The organism is Rhodococcus sp. MPR-R1B (assembly GCF_058793255.1).
In genome coordinates, this window is record NZ_JBXAFO010000017.1 from 123,059 (window position 1) to 144,125 (window position 21,067).

Sequence of the window (21,067 nt, forward strand, 5' to 3'; positions counted from 1 at the left end):
CCGGCGCTCCTCGCGCCGGGGGCCCCGTCCGTTCAGCGAAAGAAGCGAGCCATTCCGGCAGATACACCACCGGGGGACCCCTCCGGCAGATTCGACGACGAGAACTATCCTGCGTACAGCATGGGACATGCGGCCGAGATCCTCGGTGTCAGGCAAGCTTTCCTTCGTAGCCTCGATGCCGCGAAACTACTTACCCCGCAACGCTCTGAGGGCGGACATCGCCGCTACTCCCGCTACCAGCTGCGCATCGCAGCCCGCGCGCACGAACTCGTAGCCAACGGCACGGCGCTCGACGCGGCTTGCCGCATCATCATCCTCGAAGACCAACTCACCGAAGCCCGTCGCATCAACGCCGAGCTTCAGCAAGCGCAGGACCTGCGAGAGGAACCGGACGCGGCACCCGAATGAGGACTGCACTGGAACAGCAGTTGCGCCTATACGGTCGATCTGACCCCTCCTCCTTCCAACTGCGGTAAATTCGGCCAATTGGGACATTGCTCGGCGTCGGTTGCTCGATTTCCACATCGAAGGGATCGCAGGCATGACTTCCTCCCACCACCGCGCTCGGGTGCGGCTGTCTGCTCTGTCGATCGCCTTGACCGTTGCCATTGCAACCGCTGCGTGCAGTTCCGACGATGACTCCGTAACAAACACGGGCAGCGCCTCTCCCAGCACCTCGAGCAGTCGGGAATCCACCGAGATCACGGACATCGTCCGCCGCCAAGTGGCCGACTTGGGCCTCAGTGCCGCTGTGTTCGGGGTGTGGCGAGGCGACGACGAAGTTGCTCTCGGCGCCGTCGGAGAGTCCCCTGTCGGAGTTCCGGCGACAACCGACATGCAGTTGCGCGTCGGCCAACCGATGGAACCGATGCTCTCGACAGTCCTGCTGCAACTCGACGAAGAGGGAACGCTTCCCCTCGATCAACCGATCGCGAAGTGGGAACCGAACTTTCCACGCGCAGACACCATCACTCCGCGAATGCTGGCCAACAGCACGTCGGGCATCTCCGACTACGTGACCGATCCACAGTTCCTCAAACTCTTCACGGACAACCCGATGAAGGGCTGGACTTCTCGAGAGATCCTGGATCTTGCCAACTCCCGCCCGCCGTTGTTCGAACCCGGCACCAGTTGGGCGTACGCGCACAGCGACCTGACGCTGCTCGGCGACGTCATGGAGAAAGCGACTGGAAAACCGCTGGGCGAACTACTTCAGCAGCGCGTCTTCGATCCACTCGGGATGGATCACAGCAGCGTTGTACTCACGTCGCAGATGGACGAACCGATCCTGCACGGTTACACCAATGAACGTGGAGTATTCGAAGACTCCACTTTCTGGAATCCGACGGCGTTCCTGCACAGCGGAAACATGAACGCGCCTGTCGCCGACGTCGGAAAGTGGGTGCGCGCGCTGGGAACGGGAGAGTTACTATCCGACAAGGCTTTCGAGCAGCAGATGGCGCCGACGACTGCGGGCTTGGGAAGTATGACGGCGGACAAGTTCTTTTCCTTCGGGACCGGGCACCTCGACGGCTGGCTGGTGATGAACCCGTCGTACGGCGGTTACAACGGTCTCGCGCTCTACTACCCCGACTCGAAGACGACGATCGTCGTCTACGCCACACTCGGGCCGACAACCAACGCGGACCTCAACAACGCCGTGTCGATGGGGAAGGAGATCGGAACCCTCCTCGAGCCGGATCACCCGCCGCAGGTACCGACGCCGTGACGCCCCACACACGCTGGTAGTAAACAGCGCCGGTCGGCAACTTCCTGTTTACGCACGGATTACCTCCAGGACTTATCGCCCCATCACCATTCTCTTCAGTACCGAACGAAACGCGTCGGACCGCGGGTTGTCTCGCCAGTGAACGAGAACGTAGATAGATGGGGACAGGCCCGATGAGGAAATACGCGATGTCAGTGGCATGCACGGTTGCAGTCACAGCGGGGGTGACTCTTGTGATGTCGGTACCTGCCGGAGCGGACCCGAATGACGGTGGGTCGTGCCCGGCCGGTGCGGTATTCGCGGTCGGCGGAACGTGGGATCCGACGGGACAAACGACGCAACCCGTCACCGACCGCTACGTCGCCCAGGGTTACGCCTCCAAGCCGGTGACCTACCCCGCCAGCTTCTGGCCGCTCGGCGAACAGACGTACGACCAGAGCGTTGCCGCCGGCGCCCAGACGCTTCGCACCGAAGTCAACGCTTTCCACGCTCAGTGCCCGGGCAGCGAGATCGTCGTCACCGGATACTCACAGGGAGCACGGATTGCCGGCGACGTTCTCGGGGACATCGCACGTGACGGATCCATTCCCCAATCGCAAGTCGAAGGCGTCCTCTACGCCGACCCTCGCAACTCGGCCGGGGGCATCGAAACCGTAGTGCCCAATGTCGTTCCGGGAGCGACGATGTCCGGAGCACGCGGCGGATTCGGAGACATCGCAGTGCAGGAAGTCTGCATCGAGGGTGACGGCATCTGCAACATGCCCAAGCCGCGTGATGCGCCCGAGGTGTTCGTGGATTCGGTCTTCGGCTACTTCACGAAGCACAACACCTACACGCCGATGATGTCCGAGCCCGCTCCGCCTGCTCCCCCGGCGCTGCCGCAGACACCGTCGGTGCCACTGCAACCGGCTGACGTCGCCACTGCGATCGTGACACGGGTCGTCGAGAACATCACTCCGTATCTGAGCGCTGCACTCGCCACCGTGCTGACGAAGTAACGCGACACCGCTTGTTCGGCTGACTGAAAGTCGACCGATTCGTACAAGTCGAGGACCACCCGCGCCGTGCACCATCGAATACATGCTCACCTTCATCGTCAGATACGGGTACGTCCCGTTCATGCTCTTGGGAATCAACGGAGCCGCAATCGCGCTGGCGGCATCCGGCGCGCCGAAATGGTCACTGGTGGCATTGATTCTCTTCGCAGTGGTCTGCTCGTTCGCGGCCGAACGGGCGCTTCCCTACGAATCTTCGTGGAATGCCCCGGGACCGGACAGGTTTCGCGACGCTGTCCATGCGTTTGTCAACGAATCCCTCATCTTGGTCAGCGTCGCGGTAATCCCGTTGATGGCCGCGGTGATTCCGTTCGACGGGCTGTGGCCGAGCGGTCTTCCGTTTGTCCTTCAGGTCGTCTTCGCAGTGTTGGTTGCCGATTTCGGCATCACCGTGGTGCATTTGATCAGCCACAAGGTTGGATGGTTGTGGCGTTTCCACGCGGTTCATCACAGCCTCGAACGGTTCTACGGTATGAACGGACTGATGAAGCACCCCGTGCATCAGACTTTCGAAACCGCCGGTGGCGTCCTGCCACTGATCCTCCTCGGGATGCCCGTTCCAGTTGCCTCGGCGCTCGCGGTTTGTGTCGCTGTCCAACTCCTGCTTCAGCATTCGAATGCCGACTACCGCATCGGCCCCCTGCGTCCGATACTCGCCCTCAACGCCGGCCACCGATTCCATCACCTCAAGTGGGCGGGAATCGGTGACGTCAATTTCGGTTTGTTCACTCTGATCTGGGATCACCTGTTCCGCACTTATTCTTTCGATCCGGAAAAGCGATTCAGCAGTGACGATCTCGGAATGGCGGCCAAGCCCGACTACCCGGACGACTACCTCGGCCAGTTGGCCGAACCGTTCCGGAGACAGAACTGACGGACGATCGGTGGAGATTCAGCCCGCGAGTACCCGTCGCATGACGGGCTTGGCTGCAAACGCACTGGCCAACACCAACGCGATCCCCACAGCCAGGGTGACGCCCAACTGAACCAGCGCCATCGGAGTGGTCAATACGGCTGCCCCTGCCAGCGGGAAGAGGAACAGCAGTGCAGCGCCGGCGCCGGCCAGTGCCATCACCACCACGGGAGTGCGAACGTGCCGCATGCGGGCGCTGTCCATCACCTCGACAGGTGTACCGGCCAGAGTCAGACTCCGATACAGCTCACGGTTGTCGAGGATCCCGGATACCTGGGTGAGCGCAGACGAGATTGCCGCCAACGTGAATGTTGCTCCGAGAGTGAACAACACCCCGGTTCTCATGTCCGCGAACAGGAACTCCTGCCCTGGCTGCAAATCCTGCCCTTCCCCGTTGCCGATCGCGGCGAGGAGAGATGTGCCTGCGGCAACAAAGCTGGCCATCGTCACACCGCTGACCGTGCGCCACACAGCCTTCGGATTATCCAAGACCCGACGCGCCGCAATCAGCGAAGCACCGTCTTTGGCGCATTTGAGCATGATCCGTCCAAGCAGCGAAATGACGAACGGACCGACCAACGCAACAACGCCGAAGCAGAGACCAAGGCCCACCAGGATTGCCGCGATGCTTGCCGCGGAGCCCCCGAATGCACTCCATCCCACAAGAACCCCCACCCCAGCCACCGCGAAGATCATCTTCGGTGCGGCGCTGGGATTGCCCGCCGTGACGCCCAACGGGCTCACGAACACCTGGCGCATCCCGAGCATCGACGTCAAAGCAGCCAGGATGGTCATTCCGAATACGATGCCCACCAGCGGAAGTGCGCCTACCCAAAGCTCACTCCACTCGAATGTCCGACCTTGAAATCTCAAGAGAGCTACGAGCGGCAACGCGAGGAGGTATCCCACCACACCGATCAACGCACCGGCCAAGCCCTGGATACCCGATTCCGCAGCGCACAGCGCAACGATCTGGCGAGGGGTGGATCCGATGAGTCGCAGCGAGGCAAGTCGTTCGTCGCGACGGCGCGCGCCCAAGCGGGCCGCCGCCAGACCGAGAGTGACGGCTGGAACGATCATCAACACCGAAGCAACCCCTGCGAGCGCTAGGTACGCCTCGGCTTCGGGTTCGCTCGATCTGCCCGCAAATGCACCGTAGCCGCCGAGCACCGTCAGCAACAACGTCGTCGAGGCGGCAAATGCGGACACTGGGAGCGCGAAGGTACTCAAGGCCTTTCGTCCTTCACCTCGCATCGTCATCAATGCAACGCGCGCTGTGGCCTTCATGCCGCCACCTGTGTCCCGACGAGCGAACCGGCCTGCATCATCATCGTGCGATCACACCACCGAGCGACTTCGGCATCGTGAGTGACGACGACCAACGCAGAACCGATCTGTTGAGCCGAATCACGCAACACCCTCATCACTTCCCAACTCGTCTGCGCGTCGAGTGCACCGGTCGGCTCGTCTGCGAAGAGAACGGCGGGTTTGGTCACCAACGCTCGCGCAATCGCCACACGTTGCGACTGACCACCCGACATCTGACCCGGGCGACGGTCCTGCAGACCGTCCAGTCCCAATGGCGCGAAGAAGCCGTGCGCCGTCCGCTTGGCTTCGGCGATGGACAACCCGTTGAGCACCAAGGGCAAAGCGACGTTCTCGATCGCCGGAAGCTCCGGTAACAGTTGGCCCGATTGAAAAACGAACCCGTACGACTCCCGTCGGAGCCGGCTGCGGTCGTTCTCACCGAGGTTCTCGATATGCCTGCCGCTCAGCAGGATTGCTCCCGAGTCGGGCTTGACGATTCCTGACATGCAATGCAGCAGTGTCGACTTCCCCGATCCTGAAGGACCCATGATGGCCGTGGCAGTACCGGCGCGCACTTCCAGCGATACACCTCGGAGCACCGGAACGTCGCCGTACGACTTGCCCAGCGCGTGGACCGACAGGACTGCGGGTGCTTGTGCGTTGTTCATGATTCCACCTTCTCGTGAACCCTTCGCGAACACATCGGCCCAGCGCACGATCTTCGGACTGAGCTCGGTCCTACCGGAGGATGACCGGACCCCGAGCTCTGTCAGGGTCGTCACTATGATTTCCGACATGACCTGGTCCGGCGCCGTCCACATGCAGCCCGGAATTCTCATGTTCACCGGCGCAGTGGGATCCGCGCACATGCATTCGCACGCCGCTGTTCAGATCATGATCATCGACGACGGGGACGTCACGGTCACGGACGGGGACGGCCACAGTGAAGTCGTGCGGTCCGTGGTCATTCCATCCGGGGCGGTCCACGCGTTGTCCGCCTCCGAGGGCGCGCGGGGACGAGCGATTTACGTGGACTCCACCACGGGAATGGGCCGGCGCATCAGGCCGCCTGTATCCGAGCACGGTGGTGTGGCCGACTGGTCGGACCGTGGGCGGACCGCAGTAGCGATGACGGACCGTGGCGCTGATTCGGATCTGGAATACGCAGCGAGGCTGATCGATTCACTGTCCGAAAGTAGACAGCCGTCGAACTTAGGCGCTCTTCACCCTGCACTCGAGCATGCTCTGACGATACTGCCCGAGCGACTTTCGGGGCCGATAACGGTGACGGACACCGCCGCGCTGGTCTCCATCTCGCCCGGCCGATTGGGAAGAATCTTCAACGATCAACTGCAGATGAGTTTTTCGACCTACATTCGTTGGTTGCGGCTACGACGCGCCATGGAAGTGATGAGCGGTGGCGCAAGCCTGACAACCAGTGCACACGAGGCCGGTTTCACCGACAGCGCCCATCTCAACCGGATCTGCCACAGCATGTTCGGACTCACGCCCAGCGCCGCGACCGGCGATCTCACCTGGAATTGACGCTGCTCCTCAACTGATGCTGCCCACCGCCGACCTCGCCAGTAGCGACAGACGACTGTAGAGGCGCGCCAACCCCGGCACGTCCCGGAGGCTGCCTGCCACTTCTTCGACGTAAGCGTCGGCGTAGATCGTCAGCCGCGCATCGACGTCATAGAGAACATCGACGACATTCGCGAAACGGCGAAGGGCAAATTCCGACGCCTCGGCGAGCACCGGCACTCCGAAGATCACCCAGTCGTCGAAGCGGGCGGCGAGCGCGAGGTAATCGGCAGCCGAGGTCGAACCAGTGCACAGCACCTCGAAGTCGAACCAGACGACACCGTCTCGAATCGCCGAGCACTCCAATGTGCGTGTGCCTATCGTCAATTCGACACTTTCGCCCGAAGGCCGCGTAATTCCCGAGCCGACGAGGAATTCCCCTGTCGCAAATCGGTAGTCCCCGGCACCTGGCTGTCCCACCGTCCGATAGTCGACGGAGCCACCCAACTCGATCACCTCGAGAGTCCGCTCCATCAACTCGATCGACGGAACGAACTGCTCGTGAAAAAGCGGATTGGGAAGAAGATCGGTCGGCGGAACATTGGACGTGACGACAACAGTCACGCCTTTCGCGACGATTGTGTCGAGAACCCTTGCCATGAACATGGCGTCGGCGACGTCGTCGAGGTGGAACTCGTCGAAACAGAGCACACGGATTCCATCGACGACGTGATCCAGTGCCACGCCCATCGAGCCGAGTTCATGCGCCCGAGAGTGCAGATCTGCAAAGAACCGATGAAAGTGAATGCGCCGCTTGCCGACCGGGAGCCTGTCGTAGAACTCGTCCATGAGCATCGTCTTCCCGCGGCCGACGCTACCCCAGAGATAGATCCCACCCCCGACCTCACCGCCCGAGATCCGGGCCTGCAGTGCGTCGAGGGCTTCGCGTGCCGCCAACTGCTCTTCGTCCAGTAGCATAAGACTCCTCTACGTCTGTAGAGTCGAGGCTAGTGATCGAAGGCAAATCGAGTCAATGTGACCCTCACGACGCACCATCAGCAACATTCAACTCCGGCAGCATGCAACATCGACAGCAAGGAACGGCATGAAGCCTGATCGCAGAGCCCTCATCGCGGCATCCGCCGTCACGATCATCGCCGAGCAGGGCCCGCGTGCACTCACCCATCGGGCGGTTGATCAGTCCCTGGAACTTCCTGCCGGTTCGACGTCGTACTATTTCCGCACTCGCGAGGCACTACTCGAAGCAACCGCATTGCACATCGTGCACCGGTCACGTTCGATATTCGACGAACTCCGCGAGAGGCCCAGCGATCCTGCTGCCCTGACGGCCGAGTATCTCGATGATCTTCTCTCGCACCGCAGACACGAATTGATCGCGAGATATGCACTGCTCTTGGAAACTCCCCGAGATTCGGCATTGCACCAACTCCTCGAAGACAGCCTGTTTTCACGGGAGAAGGCAAGGCCTGTCTTCGACATCGTTGGCGTTGACGATCCTGACGTCGCCGCCGCAAATTTTCTGAGCCTTCTGGAGGGCTTGATCTTCGACTACTGCCTCGGAGCGCGTAGCCGAGATCCCCGCTCCTCCGAAACCGTTCGGCAACTTCGGATCCCGATCGACATCTATCTGCGCGGAGTTGGTGCCGCCTGAAAGATGTTGGTCAGCAGAGGCTTCCGGTGCAGGGCCGTTGACCAGAGAACAGTGCCGCGACAAACGGGGTACTGTCTGGAACCGAAGCCGGAACGGTTCCCAGATGATCAGTGGGATAGGTATGGAATGCAAAGTCGACACCGTTGGCAGTAAGGTCGGCCGCGAACTTCAGTGTCAGCGGTGCCGGAACATCGATGTCCGACAACCCCTGACCGATGAAGAACGGGCGGTCGTATCCTGCGGTCGGCACAGTGAGCAGGTCACGCGCAGCCTCCATGAATACTGGATTGTCCAGCGACTTCGTCAGCACCTGCCCGAGCGTGACGGTGCCGTACTTCGTGCGCGCCTCGGTGTAGCACATGTTGTTCTCGACGTCGTCGAGGATGGTCTTGCCGAGCGGGGTCAGATACGAGTCGATGTCGATATCCGGCCGCGAAGCACGCAGTCCATCAAGAACGTTCGCGATGTAGACCGTCGAACCCTTGAGCGGAAGCGCCGGGAAAGCCGGACCACCGAGCGGTAGAAGATTCTCGATGTTCGAGGGGACACCAGTGGCGACAGCGCCGCGGTAGTCCAACTCCGGCGCGTAATCAGTGGCAAGCGAAGCGGTGAATATAGTCGCCTGCCCGCCCTGCGACTGCCCCATCGCAACCCATGCGCTCGACAGGTCGTCGTCGACCGCACGAGCGGCACGCACCATGTCCACAACGCTGTGTGCAGCGGAACGACCGTCGAGATACGGGTGAACACCGGGTGTTCCGAGCCCCACGTAGTCGGTGGTCACGACCGCGTATCCCTGCTCCAGCCAGTGACCCAGATGCGTCGCGGTCCGTTCGAGTGGAACACTGCTGCTCGGCGCACACTGATCCGCGACACCCACCGTCCCGTGCGCGTAGGAGATGACCGGCCAACCACCCTCGGGCGGAGCTCCCTCTGGGCGATACACCACACCGGTACTCGTCATCGGCGCATCCTTCGGGCCCGTCGACCAGTACGTCACCTTCGTTGCGCTCACGGCACCCGGGATCACCCGGTCGGGACCGAGCAACTCCTGACTCACGACAGCACCCGGAGCATCGTTCGGTTCCGCTCCGGCCGGCGCCGCAACTGTCAACGCCACCAACGCACTCGCACTCAGTCCGACGAGCGTCCTACACAGTCGCTTACTCACGTACTTCTCCTACCGATTGCGGTGACGGTGCAAATGTGGTGATCGGCCCCACATCAGCTGATCGAGTTCAGACCATAGAACAGCCTTACCATTTGGTCAACCTAAATTTCCGCTCCGCATCGACCGTCGTGACACGCCTGCTCGGGTAGGGTGGCGGTGTTCGATACGTGCAGGTCCCCCGCGAGATCAGGAGGCCGAAAGGCTCTCTCATGTCAGCACCTGATCTCCCGACCTTCCCTGCTTCGCAGCAGAAGTCGGTGGCCGCGATCCTCCGAGCAGCAGGTTGCGTCTTCGCCGAAGACGAGGCTCGCCTACTTCTTCACACCGCACGCTCTCGCGATGAACTCGACGCGATGGTCGACCGACGAGTTGCCGGCGAACCACTCGAGCCCGTCCTCGGATGGGCCGAGTTCTGCGGCTTGCGCATTCACATCGACTCCGGAGTCTTCGTCCCACGCCGGCGCACCGAGTTCCTCGCCCGGCAGGCCTGCTCACTTGTCACCCCAGGAAGCGTCGTCGTCGACATGTGTTGCGGCTCAGGAGCTGTCGGTGTTGTCCTGCAGTCGACGCTCGACCCCGTCGATTTGTACGCGGTAGACGTGGAACCGGCCGCAGTGCGGTGCGCTCGCCGAAACATCACACCGCCCGAGCGCGTACTCGAAGGCGATTTGTTCGAACCACTGCCGACGAAATTACTCGGTCGCGTGGATGTCGTCGTCGCCAATGCACCTTACGTCCCCACCGAATCGATCAGGCTGATGCCGCACGAAGCCCGTCTTCACGAACCGCTGGTCTCGTTGGACGGCGGTACCGACGGACTGGACCTGCAGCGTCGCATCATCGCGGACGCCGCGCCGTGGCTACGACCGGGTGGCTGTCTTCTCGTCGAGACGAGTACGGAGCAGGTCGAAATGACTGTTGAAACATTCACTCGGGGAAGGTTTCTCACTCGGGTGGCAACCTACAGCGAGACCGCGTCGACCGTGGTGATCGGTCAGCGTTGAAGGCGATCGGATCCTGGCGTGGACCACTCCCGAGCGCGGGCGGCAAAGCCGTCGACAAAAAGCCCGAACGCGCGATCGACGCGGGCCCGGTCCCCGGTGGCCAGAAGATCCATCGACAGACCCCGCATTTGCGAGAGCAACAGAGTAGCGACAGAGGCAACATCGTCCTCGGGGCAACCCGCTTGTCGTAGACCGGCTTCCAGTGCCTCGATCCAATCGCCCACAAAACGGTCCAGGAACCGTCCGTAGCGGTCGCGGTCGCCGAGCGCGAGGGCGTAGATCTCGACCATCACCCGGAACCGCGGCAGGACCTCCGGCGTCGTACGTTCGGTCCACCACGCAGTCAGCACTGTCGCCGGATCGACCCCCGGTTTCATCGGCACCGCAATCGGAATGGACTCACCACGCATGTTCTCGATGACCTCGGAGAGCAGATTCTCCTTGCTCTCGAAATGGTTGAGCAACGACGCATGCGACACACCCACGGCCTTGGCGAGCTGCCTCACCGTCAATTCTCCGACACCGTTGTCGATGACGTAGCGGGTCAGCGCGTCGAGCAACTCCTCACGTCGCCCGGCGTATCTCAGGCTGCGTTTGTCGATGCGTTCGGGCTCCGGCACACATCCACCCTACCGGCCGGAATCACCAGGTCAGCGGCTGACTGCCTTCTGATACCGACGAATAGCGAACGGCACGAAGACGATCAGCAAACCGAAAGTCCACAACAACGACGCGATGACCGGATTCTGCAGCGGCCACGCATCCGGAACCGTCATCGCAGGATTGGTATTGCCGAACAATTCACGCACCGCCTGAGTAACCGCCGACACCGGATTCCATTCGGCGATCACTTTGAGCGGGCCGGGAAGATTGGTGGTCTCGACAAAAGTGTTCGCGATGAACGACAGCGGAAAGATGACGATGAAGCTCGCGTTGTTGAATACCTCCGGTGTCCGGATCCAAAGCCCGACAACAGCCATGACCCACGACAACGCGTACGCGAAGAACAGAAGCAGCGCATAACCCGCCACCGCTTCGAGGAAACTGGAGTGAATCCGCCACCCGACCAGAAGACCGGTCAACGACATGACCACCAAACTGATGACGTTGATCAACACGTCACTCGATGTTCGGCCTGTCAGCACGGCAGACGGAGCCATGGGCAGCGATCGAAATCTGTCGATGATTCCTTTCTGAATGTCTTCGACCATCCCCAAACCAGTCCAGGTGGCACCGAATATGACCGTCTGCGTGAAGATTCCGGCGATCAGGAATTCTCGATACGACGTGCCCGGGACGGAGATCGCACTGCCGAACACATACGCGAACAAGAGCACGAACATGATCGGCGACAAAGTGGTGAACACCAGCAGATCCGGAACGCGCTTGATCTTGATCAAGTTTCGCCTGGCGATGGTCAAACCGTCTTCGAGCGCCATCTGCACGGTCATTTCTGATCCTCCAGTTCAGCCTGGTGCCCGGTCAGTGTGAGGAAGACATCGTCGAGAGTGGGTCTGCGCAGGCCGACGTCGAATACGCGGATGCCTCGTGCCGACAGAAGATTCAGCGCCGCGACCAACGCGTCGGTGCCGTCGTCGACAGGAACGGTGACGCGACGGACATTCTCTTGAACCTGAATGTCCCCCACGGCAAGCGAGCGCAATTCCTCGCGGACGATGTCGAGATGCTCGACCTCGTGCACACTCAGTTCAATGCGCTCACCCCCGACCCGCGCCTTCAACTGATCTGCAGTACCGCGCGCAATGACCGAGCCGCGGTCGATGACGGCGATCTGGTCGGCCAACCTCTCGGCTTCCTCCATGTATTGCGTCGTGAGCAACAGCGTGGTCCCCTGAGCCACCAACCCTTCGATGACGTCCCAGAGACCGAGTCGCGCCCGAGGATCGAGGCCGGTGGTCGGCTCGTCGAGAAACAACACCTGTGGCCGAGCAACCAATGCGCCGGCGAGATCTAGACGTCGCCGCATTCCACCGGAATAGCCCTTGACCGGCCGATCTCCAGCCTCGACGAGATCGAACTGCTCGAGCAATTCACGCGCTCGGGCCTTACTGCTTCGGGCGCCGAGGTGATACAGCCGCCCGACCATGTCCAGATTCTCGTAGCCCGTCAGGTACTCGTCGACCGCGGCGTACTGACCCGAAGCACCGATCTTGGATCGCAACGCCCGCGCATCCTCGACCACGTCCAGCCCGGCAACCTTGGCGCGTCCACCGTCGGGAATGAGCAGCGTCGTGAATATCCTTACCGCAGTGGTTTTTCCGGCGCCGTTGGGGCCCAACAGAGCCATCACCGAACCCTCGCGCACTTCCAGGTCGATGCCGTCCAATGCCGTGACGTCGCCGTACTTCTTGACCAGCCCCTCGGCCACAATCGCTTCGGTCATGAGCCCTCCCGCGTCGGTAATCCGTCGGTAGTCCGTTCCCCAGTGTGACCCAGGAGGCCGACACATTCCAGGAAATTTCGTCAGTTGCCCGGCTGCAATCACCTCCCTGGTTTCGCCGGTGCCTTTCGGCCACGAGGTACGGAACAGACCACACGTCCCAGTCCTGTCCAATACAGCCGATAAATTTCACCGACCTTTCGACGGATATATACCGGAAAGAAAAACCCGAAATTCTTGAACAAAGACCGCTTTCAGGTATTCATGATGAACGCGGCAGCGTTACACTCGTTCAGCAAGTGACACTCGGGCCGGTGACGGTTGACTTATGGTGTCGAATCTCGAATTACAAATCAGGCAGAGGCCGAAAAGAATTGAATCACCGATTCAGTGCACGCGGGGAAGACTCACACTTCGGGGGATCGAGAAAGGCTGACTGTGCCATGAGTATCAGAACTCGATACATCCGAACTCCGTGGATCCGAAAAACGGCGAAATATTCCTTCGAGACCATCTGCTTCACCCTGGCCGTGATTGTCGCGGCCGCACTGATCGCCGCGTACAACACACAACCGCGCTCCGCGCCGACGTACACGCCGGCCTCGTTCTCGGCGAATCCTGAATCTGCAGCGCTGCCCTTCGACATTCCACCCAAGTCAGCACTGAACGGAAAGTTGGTTTTCGCTCACTACTTCCCGCCCTATCCGGTTTCGATCGACAATGCGAATCCGTCTGGCGATTACTATGCGACACAATATCTTACGGTCAACGGCGAGAACAACAAACACGTTCGCTACGGAGGATTCCTCCGCGATCGGCCGACACCGCGGCAACCCATCGCCGATACGCAGTGGCGCCAACGCGACCTCGAAAACGAAGTTCGTTCGGCAATCGCCACGGGCATCGACGGATTCTCCGTCGACATCATCGCCAAGGCAACCGACACCAGTTGGTGGGGTTCCACCGTGCCCACAGCCCTGATCAAAGCGGCCGCAGCAGTCGATCCGAATTTCAAGATCATGCTCATGCCTGATATGAACGGCGCGTTCAAAAACATGACCGCAGCTCAAATGGCAGCAGAGATGAAACCGTATTCGACCATGGCATCATCGTTCAAATTGAGCGACGGACGACTAGTGATCTCGCCATTTCTTGCCGAAAACAAGACTGCGGGCTGGTGGTCGGAGTTCATCACTATTATGAAAAATTCTTACGGAATAAATGTGGCATTTGTTCCGGTTTTCCTCGACGCAGCAGCCAACCGGAATTCTTTTGCATCGATCAGCTACGGGATGTCGAATTGGGGTAACCGAAATCCGGCAGGAAATCCGCTCTCGGGATCGAACCCGAACTCTCCGATGGGGCTTGCTGCTGCCGCTCACTCCTTGGGAAAGATATGGATGCAGCCAGTCGCCTTCCAAGATGTTCGTCCGAGTCAGTCGATCTACGACGAGGCACAGAATTCACAGAATCTGCAGAACATGTGGCAGATTGCGATTGCGTCCAACAGTGAATGGGTACAGCTCGTCACCTGGAACGACTACAGCGAGGGAACGTCGTTCGCACCCAGCGCCGGTCATGGGCGCGCGTTACTCGACATGAGTTCCTACGGGCTGTACAGCTTCCGCTCCGGCGCCTCACCCGCGATTGTTCGCGACACCGCGTATCTCGTCTATCGCAATCAGTCGGTCTCCGCGGTCCCCGTCAATCGCTCTGCTGCCCCTATGACACTGCGCCAATGGTCATCCCCCGCTCGCGATACCGTCGAGGTTCTCACCTTCTTGACCGCTCCCGCAGTCGTCAAAGTGACGGTGGGAACCACGATTACCACCTGCAATGCCCCGGCCGGGATGAGCAGCTGCATCGCCCCGTTGAAAGTAGGTTCCATCAAGGCCTCTGTCGTTCGCGGCACTACCGAGGTATCTCGGGTGAGTTCGCACGCGGCGGTGACGGCCACACCGTACAACCAGAATCTCGAGTACCTGGTCGATTCCAGTCGGAGATAACGGTGACGAAGATCGGGTGAGTCCGTCGACTCACCCGATCTTCGTTGCGCCATCGGTTTCGGCTGCAATTGGTAACTCGGGCCGCGATACCGTCCCCGTCCGCTCCACCCTCACTGCCAAGGTCACCGCGGCCGCCAGTGCCGATACGCCCGCTCCGATCCAGTACAAAACCGCGAACGAATGCAGGGTCGGCACAGTGCTCGCACCGATCACCACCGTCGAACCGGCCAATACCGCTGCCGCAACGGCGCTTCCGGTGGAGGTACCGACCGAACGGAGCAGGCTGTTGAATCCGTTGGCCGAGGCAGTCTGATGGATCGGCGCAGATTCGGTGATCAGAGTCGGCATGGCTGCCAGAGAAAATGCCACACCGGCCGATACCACGGCAGCGCCGATCACGATATTGACCAGCGTCGGCGTCAACAGCACACGCAAGACGTATCCGATTGCGATGACGATCGCTCCTGAGGCCAACGTGGCCTTCGCTCCCCATCGCCTCGTCACCTTCGACGACACCGGCGCCAATCCGATCATCAGGACTCCGCCCGGCATCATCGCCAGTCCGGCTTCGGCAGCCGAGAGTCCGAGACCGTCCGCCGACGCCAGGGGCAACTGAAGTTCCTGCGTTGCCGCCAACGCGCTGATGAACATGGCAAAACCGAGTAATACTGCGCAGACGTTCGAAACCAGAATCGGAGCGCGAAGGGAAGTCCGCAGATCGACCAGCGGTGCCGGCGTGTGCAGTTCCCACGGAATCCATCCACAGAGCAAGACCACGCCGGACGCGATCAGAACCAGAACCTCGGGGCTTGCCCAGCCCCATTCTGTTCCTTTCGAAACGGCCAGCAGCAGTGCAGTCATAGCGAGCGTGAGGACTGTGGCTCCCAGAAAGTCGAAGCGTCCGCGACTCTTCACAGCCGATTCCGGCACCACCAGAGGCAAGACGACTATCAGTACAACCCCGAATCCACCGGTGACCCAGAAAAGCGCGGGTAGTCCCCAGTGCGCCGAGATCACCCCAGCCATCGGCATACCGAACATGCCACCGATCCCCAACGTCGCACTCATGAGAGCTACTGCACCACTGAGCTTTTCCGGAGGAAGGACATCGCGCATGATGCTGATTCCGACGGGCAGAAGTGCCGTCGCGAACCCCTGCAACGAGCGCCCGAGGATCAATAACCAGAAACTCTGGCTGAGCGCCGCAACCATGCAGCCGACGATCATCACGGCAAGACAGACGAGCATCATCGCGCGCTTGCCGAACATGTCGGCGAGTCTGCCGATGAGAGGGGTTGCGACGGCACCGGTCAGCAACGTCGAGGTCACCAGCCAGGAAGCGGTGGAGGACGATACTCCCGATGCCGTCGCGAACGCAGGCAGGACCGGCACCACCAAGGTCTGTTGCAGCGCGACCACCACGCCGCTCAGACTCAGGACGCCGACGACCCACCCGGTCCGCGCTTTCGCGCGAACAGTCTTGTCCGTCAAGCGTTCGAGCGAGCGGCTACTCCGGCGTCGACAGGAACCACGATGCCACTCATGTGGGCACTCGCGTCGGCGGCGAGGAACAGGACTACTCGCGTGATCTCGAAGGGATCCAGCCAACCGACCGGCTGCGCATGCAGAGTCGCGTACACGGGTTCGACGTCGTCTGCCGTCGGCGATTCGAGGTCAGGCCGCATCATCGCGTACATCATGTCGTTGTGAATCATCGGCGTCGAGATGTTCCCCGGTGCAATAGCATTCACGGTCACACCCGAGTTTGCCAGTTCGAGCGACACACTCTTCGTCAAACCGATGACGCCCCATTTGGAGGCGCCGTACGCCGCCATCTGGGTGCCACCGGATCGACCCATCATCGAGGAAATCGTGATGATGCGACCGTAACCACGTTCCGCCATTCCACCTGACACGGCCGCAACGGTGTTGAACACACCGGTCAGGTTCGACGAGATGACTTCGTTCCACTGTGCCGACGTCATCGACGTGATCGGAGCGGGCACGGACACACCGGCATTCGCGACGGCGATGTCGACACGGCCGAACTCGGCTTCAGCGCGGGCAACGAGCGCGTCCATTGCTTCGCGATCAGCAGTGTCTGCCTTGACGGCAATGCACCGACGACCGGTGGCTTCCACCAAACGAACGGTTTCCTTCAGATCCTCCTCGTTTGCGAGGGGGTAGGCGACGACATCACTGTTCTCGCACCGGTCGCAGATCACGATGTCCGCGCCACGCTCCGCGAATGCGACAGCGTGGGCGCGCCCCTGACCGCGTGCGGCGCCGGTGATCAGTGCAACTTTTCCTTCGAAGCTGCCTTCGAGGCTGTTCATGCCGTCTCCTAGTTCGTCGTATGCAAGCGTGCGCTGTACTGCATGCGTACTCCGAACCCGCCCGAAAGAAACAGTCGATCCCGGACAGCGGGAATCCAGCCGGTTACTGGTAAACGGCGGTCTCGAATTCCAGGTATCCGTTGATGGATCCAGGGTCCGCGAACGGCAGAATCTGCGTTGCCCAGAACCCGCCGACGCCGGTCTGCCGGTCAATCCAGTAATAGAGGTTGGCAAGACCCGCCCAAGCCAGCGATCCGGCCGGCCTACCGGTGGGTGCCACCTCTTCATTTGTCATGAAGGAGTATGCCCATCCCTTGGGCACACCGGGGAAGAATTCCGCATCGTTGGACAGTGTCGGGAGAACTCCGGGCAACAACCCCACGTGCTGGCCTTCGAGCCCGTTCTGAACGGCTGCAGCTACCGTCTCCGACGACAACACGCGACCCGAAGTGCCCGCGCCGTCGTTGAGCCACATACGGATGAACTTCATGTAGTCGCCGACAGTGCCGTGCAAACCGTGACCACCCATGTGCACCTCGGGTTCGGCCGGAAGCTCGAATCCGATGAGCGGAGTGAGGCTTCCGTCGCTCTCACGCTGATGGATCGGCGCAAGTCGATCCTTCATCGACGGGCTCATCGTGAATGCCGTATCGGCCATCTCGAGAGGTTCGAAGATGCGCTCGCGCATGACATCGCCGAGTCGCTGACCTCGAATCGACTCGACGACCTGTCCGGCCCAGTCGATGTTGGTGCCGTACTCCCACTTCTCACCCGGGTCGAAGAGCAGCGGTGTCGTGAGCGCCGCTTTGCTACACGTGATCACGCTGGGCTGCCCATGTTCCTGTGAGAGCCGGTTGTACGACTCGTTGAAGAAGTCGTAGCCGAACCCTGCAGTGTGAAGGAGCAGCATGCGAGTGGTGATGTCACGCTTGGGTTCCCGAAGAACGGGGTTTCCGCCGGCGTCGAAACCGTCCAGGACCTTCAGCTCACCGATGTCGGGAACATAGGTCGCTGCAGGTGCATCGAGATCGAGCAATCCCTCCTCCACACATTGCAGGACAGCGGTACCGGTGATCGCCTTGGTGGTGGAGAAGAGCGCAAAGGTTGTATCGAGGGTCATCGGAACGCCGGAACCGAGAGTCCGCTCGCCCGCAGCACCCTCGTAGATGTTGCCTTCTCGATCCGTAATCATCGCGACCACACCCGGGACGCGATCAGCCCCCTGAGTTGCTCGCGCCAGCACGTCGTCGAGGCGCTGCTTCGAAAGGGGCTTCCGCGCAATATCTTCGATCGTCACTGCATTTCTCCATCCGACTTGCAACTTGTCTTGTCGAACAGAATGTAACGGCGATCACATACCCGGTTCTGCCTCGAAACGGCAGGAAAACTGTCTCGTTTCGGCAGAACCGGGCAGAGCTTGGAGTCAGCTCTGGGGCGCTCCGATATTCACCAGCCAGGAAATGCCGAATTTGTCTGTACAGGCGCCGAATTCGTCGCCCCACATCTGCTTCTCGAGCGGAACGCTGACCGTACCTGTTCCCGACAGTTGCTCCCAGTACCCGCGCAGCACGTCGCCGTCGTCGCCGCTGAGGCTGACCGTGATGTTGTCGCCGGGGTTGTACGGCATGCCGGGCGGAGTGTCGGCACCCATCAGGGTGTATCCCTGATCGGTTTCGAGCATTCCGTGCATGATCTTGTCGCCGCCTTCACCGGGATTGCCGAACTCACCGAACGTGCTCAGCGCCAGCGTGCCACCGAAGATTTCTTTGTAGAACTCCAACGCCTCACGGGCATTGCCGTTGAAGCTGATGTACGGATTGAGTCGAGTTGCCATGACGTACTCCTAGCTCGTGGGATTGCTGTCACGTTCGATTTCAATCCTTGCAGAACGCTCCGATACGAAACAACGGATCACGGCAGTTCATCGAGTGCGTAAAACGATCGTCATGACCGTTCAAACAACTGTCCTCAGAGTCGATTCCGGGTCTCGGAAGGCAACTCTCCGAACCGTTTCCGGTATGTGGCCGCAAACATACCCAGATTGACGTAGCCCCAGGCGTTGGCGATTTCGGAGACGGTTCTCCCGTCGGAACGCAACAGTTCGCCGCGTACACCCTCCAACCGACGCGCGCGCAATCGTTGCCCCGGCGTGGTGTCTCGGTACCGTCGAAATCCCGCAGTGAGCGCCCGGACACTGACACCCACCGCAGCCGCGATCTCCGATGCCGTCGGCACCGAGCGAGCAAACGTATCGATGTACTCCTCTGCCGATCGCACGTAGGCAGGTTCGGCGGAGGCGACGTCGACGCCGAGTTGCAGCCCGGCCTGCGTCGCCCACTCGTCGAGAAGCTGAGCCGCGATGAGTTCTTGAACCCTGGCACCCAGCCTTTCGCTCGACATCGCCTCAGGCGACTCTGCAATTGCGCGAACGACGTAGTCCATCAATGCCAGCCAACTCGAGCCCCGCCCGCCAATGGTGCACTTGTGCCGCCACAGACGGTCGTCGGGAACCGACCCGAACCATTGCATGGCGTGATCGGCGACAAGCTGATGCGGCACAGTGAGATTCAGCTGCAGATGATCTTCGTCGAATTCGACGAAGTAGTCGGTCCGGCTACAGTCGGCGACAAAGGTCTCCCCCACGGCAGTGTTCACCGCAGTTCCTCCGCCGAGGGCATGTCGACCGTTGCCTCTGATAGTCGTCAGAACCAGAATGTTTCCGGCCTCAGGCGAACATTCACCGACGGAGACCGGAATCCCGTAACAGAATCTGGTGACGTCGATCTTGCCGACTGCCGCGGAGTACATGTCCGAAGCCGGCTTCAACCGACTTCCGATCGGCGTGACCGTATACGGCATGTAGATGTTGTCGGACCACTCCTTGATGCGGTCCCAGTCCCGAGAAAAGGCCTGGTGATGCTGCATAGTGGGCCGGCCGGCCGCGTCGATGAGCAAGGCATCCTCGAACATGGTTCGAGTATCGCACCAGGGCCCGGGAAGGTCACGCGAAGTGAGATGACGTGATCTCTGGCTGTACGGCGGCGGGTCGTGTTGCAGCAAAAAGCAGCGAATCCACCGCGGTCCCCCGGATCACCATGTGTGCCCTCATTCGCCCCTCCTCCTCCATTCCGATTTTGGTGAGCACCGACGCCGACGCCGAGTTCTCGGGACGACACGTTGCTTGCACTCGCTGCGCTCCGAAGCGAGCAAAGGCGAATTCCAGAACCGCGCGCCCCGCCTCCGACGCATAGCCTCGCCCTTGGAACTTCGGGTTCACGACAAAACCGAGTTCCGCCCGCCGGTGAGCGGCGGATACTTCCCACACAGCTACCGAACCGATGACCGCTCCATCGGCCTTCGACGTGATGGCCAGGGTGAACGTGCGACGTTCGACGAGCGCAGCTTCGAGTGCCGCGTCAGCCAGGAATGCCCTGGTCACCGCGGGGGTGTTCGGCCCCCAATCAACATATCTACAGACGGCAGGGTCGGACGCGTACTGATGGACGGCACCTTCATCCGCGGCAGTGAAATCTCGAAGAACAAGGCGTTCCGTAGTCAACGTGAACATCCAGCGATCCTAGAGCGAGCCCAAAGCACCTCTTGACTCGAACGCATGTTCGAGTATGATTTGGGGAGGGGATCGGGGGATTCAATGAGCGTCTTGTTGTCGGATGTGGTGTCAGGTTCTGCGGTGGGGTTACGCGGACGCCTGTGGCAGTTGACTGCTGCCGAGTTGCGCGCTGCTGCTGTCGAAGCGAGTGCGGAGATTCTTCGTCTCGAAGCCGTTCGAGTGGCTGTGGTCGACGAGTTGTCGTTGCGCCCGGATGATCAGGTGATTGCCAGCCGCGGAGTGGGGTCCTGGTTGGCGGCCAACACGATGCTGCAGGTTCGGGACGGGAAGAAGATCGCCGCGTTGGGTGCAGCTTTGCGGCCGTTTCCGGCGGTGGC

Annotated in this window: 21 protein-coding genes and 1 pseudogene; 9 read left to right on the top strand and 13 right to left on the bottom strand. The window is 60.9% G+C overall.

Translation table 11 applies throughout. The features are described from left to right. The 4 genes from AC1Q61_RS22410 to AC1Q61_RS22425 form a co-directional block, all read left to right on the top strand. Positions 1–408, top strand: a 408-nt coding sequence (locus AC1Q61_RS22410; RefSeq protein WP_492654903.1) for a MerR family transcriptional regulator, incomplete at its 5' end; no start/stop codon positions are given. A gap of 133 nt (positions 409–541) precedes the next feature. Continuing rightward, positions 542–1,729: a serine hydrolase domain-containing protein gene (locus AC1Q61_RS22415; RefSeq protein ID WP_052027941.1), complete on the top strand. Its 1,188-nt coding sequence runs from the start codon at positions 542–544 to the stop codon at positions 1,727–1,729. A gap of 188 nt (positions 1,730–1,917) precedes the next feature. Continuing rightward, on the top strand, positions 1,918–2,727 hold the full coding sequence (locus tag AC1Q61_RS22420; RefSeq protein ID WP_003945630.1) for a PE-PPE domain-containing protein: 810 nt from the start codon (positions 1,918–1,920) through the stop codon (positions 2,725–2,727). An 82-nt stretch (positions 2,728–2,809) separates the two neighbouring features. After that, positions 2,810–3,658, top strand: coding sequence for a sterol desaturase family protein (locus AC1Q61_RS22425; RefSeq protein ID WP_064688615.1), 849 nt, complete (start codon positions 2,810–2,812; stop codon positions 3,656–3,658). A gap of 18 nt (positions 3,659–3,676) precedes the next feature. Here AC1Q61_RS22425 and AC1Q61_RS22430 read toward each other — a convergent pair whose 3' ends face one another. Further along, positions 3,677–4,984, bottom strand: a complete 1,308-nt coding sequence (locus tag AC1Q61_RS22430) for an FtsX-like permease family protein (RefSeq protein ID WP_054781071.1) — start codon at positions 4,982–4,984, stop codon at positions 3,677–3,679. After that, a complete protein-coding gene (locus tag AC1Q61_RS22435; RefSeq protein ID WP_019746872.1) occupies positions 4,981–5,826 on the bottom strand; it encodes an ABC transporter ATP-binding protein in 846 nt (281 codons plus the stop codon). The genes AC1Q61_RS22430 and AC1Q61_RS22435 overlap by 4 nt, the downstream gene beginning before the upstream one ends. On the opposite strand from AC1Q61_RS22435, the gene AC1Q61_RS22440 reads away from it, so the two are divergent. Beyond that, positions 5,801–6,550, top strand: a complete 750-nt coding sequence (locus AC1Q61_RS22440; RefSeq protein ID WP_118606890.1) for a helix-turn-helix transcriptional regulator — start codon at positions 5,801–5,803, stop codon at positions 6,548–6,550. The genes AC1Q61_RS22435 and AC1Q61_RS22440 overlap by 26 nt on opposite strands. Before the next feature lie 9 nt (positions 6,551–6,559). Here AC1Q61_RS22440 and zapE read toward each other — a convergent pair whose 3' ends face one another. Then, positions 6,560–7,507 carry a cell division protein ZapE gene (gene zapE / locus AC1Q61_RS22445; protein ID WP_073512037.1) on the bottom strand — a complete coding sequence of 316 codons (948 nt, stop codon included), beginning with the start codon at positions 7,505–7,507 and terminating at the stop codon, positions 6,560–6,562. A gap of 127 nt (positions 7,508–7,634) precedes the next feature. Between zapE and AC1Q61_RS22450 the strand changes: the two genes are divergently transcribed. Further along, positions 7,635–8,201 carry a TetR/AcrR family transcriptional regulator gene (locus tag AC1Q61_RS22450; RefSeq protein WP_047269626.1) on the top strand — a complete coding sequence of 189 codons (567 nt, stop codon included), beginning with the start codon at positions 7,635–7,637 and terminating at the stop codon, positions 8,199–8,201. 10 nt (positions 8,202–8,211) lie between these two features. Here the strand turns inward: AC1Q61_RS22450 and AC1Q61_RS22455 are convergent, their stop codons facing one another. Continuing rightward, complete coding sequence (locus AC1Q61_RS22455; protein WP_492651056.1) at positions 8,212–9,372, bottom strand: lipase family protein; 1,161 nt, start codon at positions 9,370–9,372, stop codon at positions 8,212–8,214. 209 nt (positions 9,373–9,581) lie between these two features. On the opposite strand from AC1Q61_RS22455, the gene AC1Q61_RS22460 reads away from it, so the two are divergent. Then, complete coding sequence (locus AC1Q61_RS22460) at positions 9,582–10,376, top strand: putative protein N(5)-glutamine methyltransferase (RefSeq protein ID WP_492651057.1); 795 nt, start codon at positions 9,582–9,584, stop codon at positions 10,374–10,376. Here the strand turns inward: AC1Q61_RS22460 and AC1Q61_RS22465 are convergent. The 3 genes from AC1Q61_RS22465 to AC1Q61_RS22475 are packed head-to-tail and all read right to left on the bottom strand — an operon-like array spanning position 10,367 to position 12,780. Further along, positions 10,367–10,996 carry a TetR/AcrR family transcriptional regulator gene (locus AC1Q61_RS22465; RefSeq protein ID WP_007734052.1) on the bottom strand — a complete coding sequence of 210 codons (630 nt, stop codon included), beginning with the start codon at positions 10,994–10,996 and terminating at the stop codon, positions 10,367–10,369. The two genes, AC1Q61_RS22460 and AC1Q61_RS22465, sit on opposite strands and share 10 nt — an antisense overlap. Before the next feature lie 30 nt (positions 10,997–11,026). After that, positions 11,027–11,827, bottom strand: coding sequence for an ABC transporter permease (locus AC1Q61_RS22470; RefSeq protein ID WP_003945537.1), 801 nt, complete (start codon positions 11,825–11,827; stop codon positions 11,027–11,029). After that, the gene (locus AC1Q61_RS22475; protein WP_003945489.1) at positions 11,824–12,780 is read right to left on the bottom strand and encodes a daunorubicin resistance protein DrrA family ABC transporter ATP-binding protein; all 957 of its coding nucleotides are present in this window, start codon (positions 12,778–12,780) and stop codon (positions 11,824–11,826) included. Before AC1Q61_RS22475 ends, AC1Q61_RS22470 begins: the two co-directional genes overlap by 4 nt. A gap of 44 nt (positions 12,781–12,824) precedes the next feature. Here AC1Q61_RS22475 and AC1Q61_RS22480 point away from each other — a divergent pair, with 44 nt between their 5' ends. Beyond that, positions 12,825–14,783 carry a glycoside hydrolase family 71 protein gene (locus AC1Q61_RS22480; RefSeq protein ID WP_276116501.1) on the top strand — a complete coding sequence of 653 codons (1,959 nt, stop codon included), beginning with the start codon at positions 12,825–12,827 and terminating at the stop codon, positions 14,781–14,783. 30 nt (positions 14,784–14,813) lie between these two features. Here the strand turns inward: AC1Q61_RS22480 and AC1Q61_RS22485 are convergent, their stop codons facing one another. The 6 genes from AC1Q61_RS22485 to AC1Q61_RS22510 all read right to left on the bottom strand — a co-directional run bounded on the left by AC1Q61_RS22485 (position 14,814) and on the right by AC1Q61_RS22510 (position 20,687). Then, the gene (locus tag AC1Q61_RS22485) at positions 14,814–16,274 is read right to left on the bottom strand and encodes an MFS transporter (RefSeq protein ID WP_492651058.1); all 1,461 of its coding nucleotides are present in this window, start codon (positions 16,272–16,274) and stop codon (positions 14,814–14,816) included. Then, positions 16,271–17,119 (bottom strand): mycofactocin-coupled SDR family oxidoreductase, encoded by an 849-nt coding sequence (locus AC1Q61_RS22490; RefSeq protein ID WP_019746862.1) that lies wholly within the window; start codon positions 17,117–17,119, stop codon positions 16,271–16,273. Before AC1Q61_RS22490 ends, AC1Q61_RS22485 begins: the two co-directional genes overlap by 4 nt. A 103-nt stretch (positions 17,120–17,222) precedes the next feature. Continuing rightward, positions 17,223–18,416 carry a methyl acetate hydrolase AcmB gene (gene acmB, locus AC1Q61_RS22495; RefSeq protein ID WP_081557337.1) on the bottom strand — a complete coding sequence of 398 codons (1,194 nt, stop codon included), beginning with the start codon at positions 18,414–18,416 and terminating at the stop codon, positions 17,223–17,225. A gap of 126 nt (positions 18,417–18,542) precedes the next feature. Further along, positions 18,543–18,953 (bottom strand): VOC family protein, encoded by a 411-nt coding sequence (locus AC1Q61_RS22500; RefSeq protein ID WP_047269632.1) that lies wholly within the window; start codon positions 18,951–18,953, stop codon positions 18,543–18,545. A 134-nt stretch (positions 18,954–19,087) separates the two neighbouring features. After that, positions 19,088–20,089: an AraC family transcriptional regulator gene (locus AC1Q61_RS22505; RefSeq protein ID WP_007734026.1), complete on the bottom strand. Its 1,002-nt coding sequence runs from the start codon at positions 20,087–20,089 to the stop codon at positions 19,088–19,090. Positions 20,090–20,120: 31 nt separating this feature from the next. Then, positions 20,121–20,687 (bottom strand): GNAT family N-acetyltransferase, encoded by a 567-nt coding sequence (locus tag AC1Q61_RS22510; protein WP_058227269.1) that lies wholly within the window; start codon positions 20,685–20,687, stop codon positions 20,121–20,123. 84 nt (positions 20,688–20,771) lie between these two features. Between AC1Q61_RS22510 and AC1Q61_RS22515 the strand changes: the two are divergent. Then, a pseudogene (locus AC1Q61_RS22515) lies at positions 20,772–21,067 on the top strand (HNH endonuclease); the annotation flags it as partial.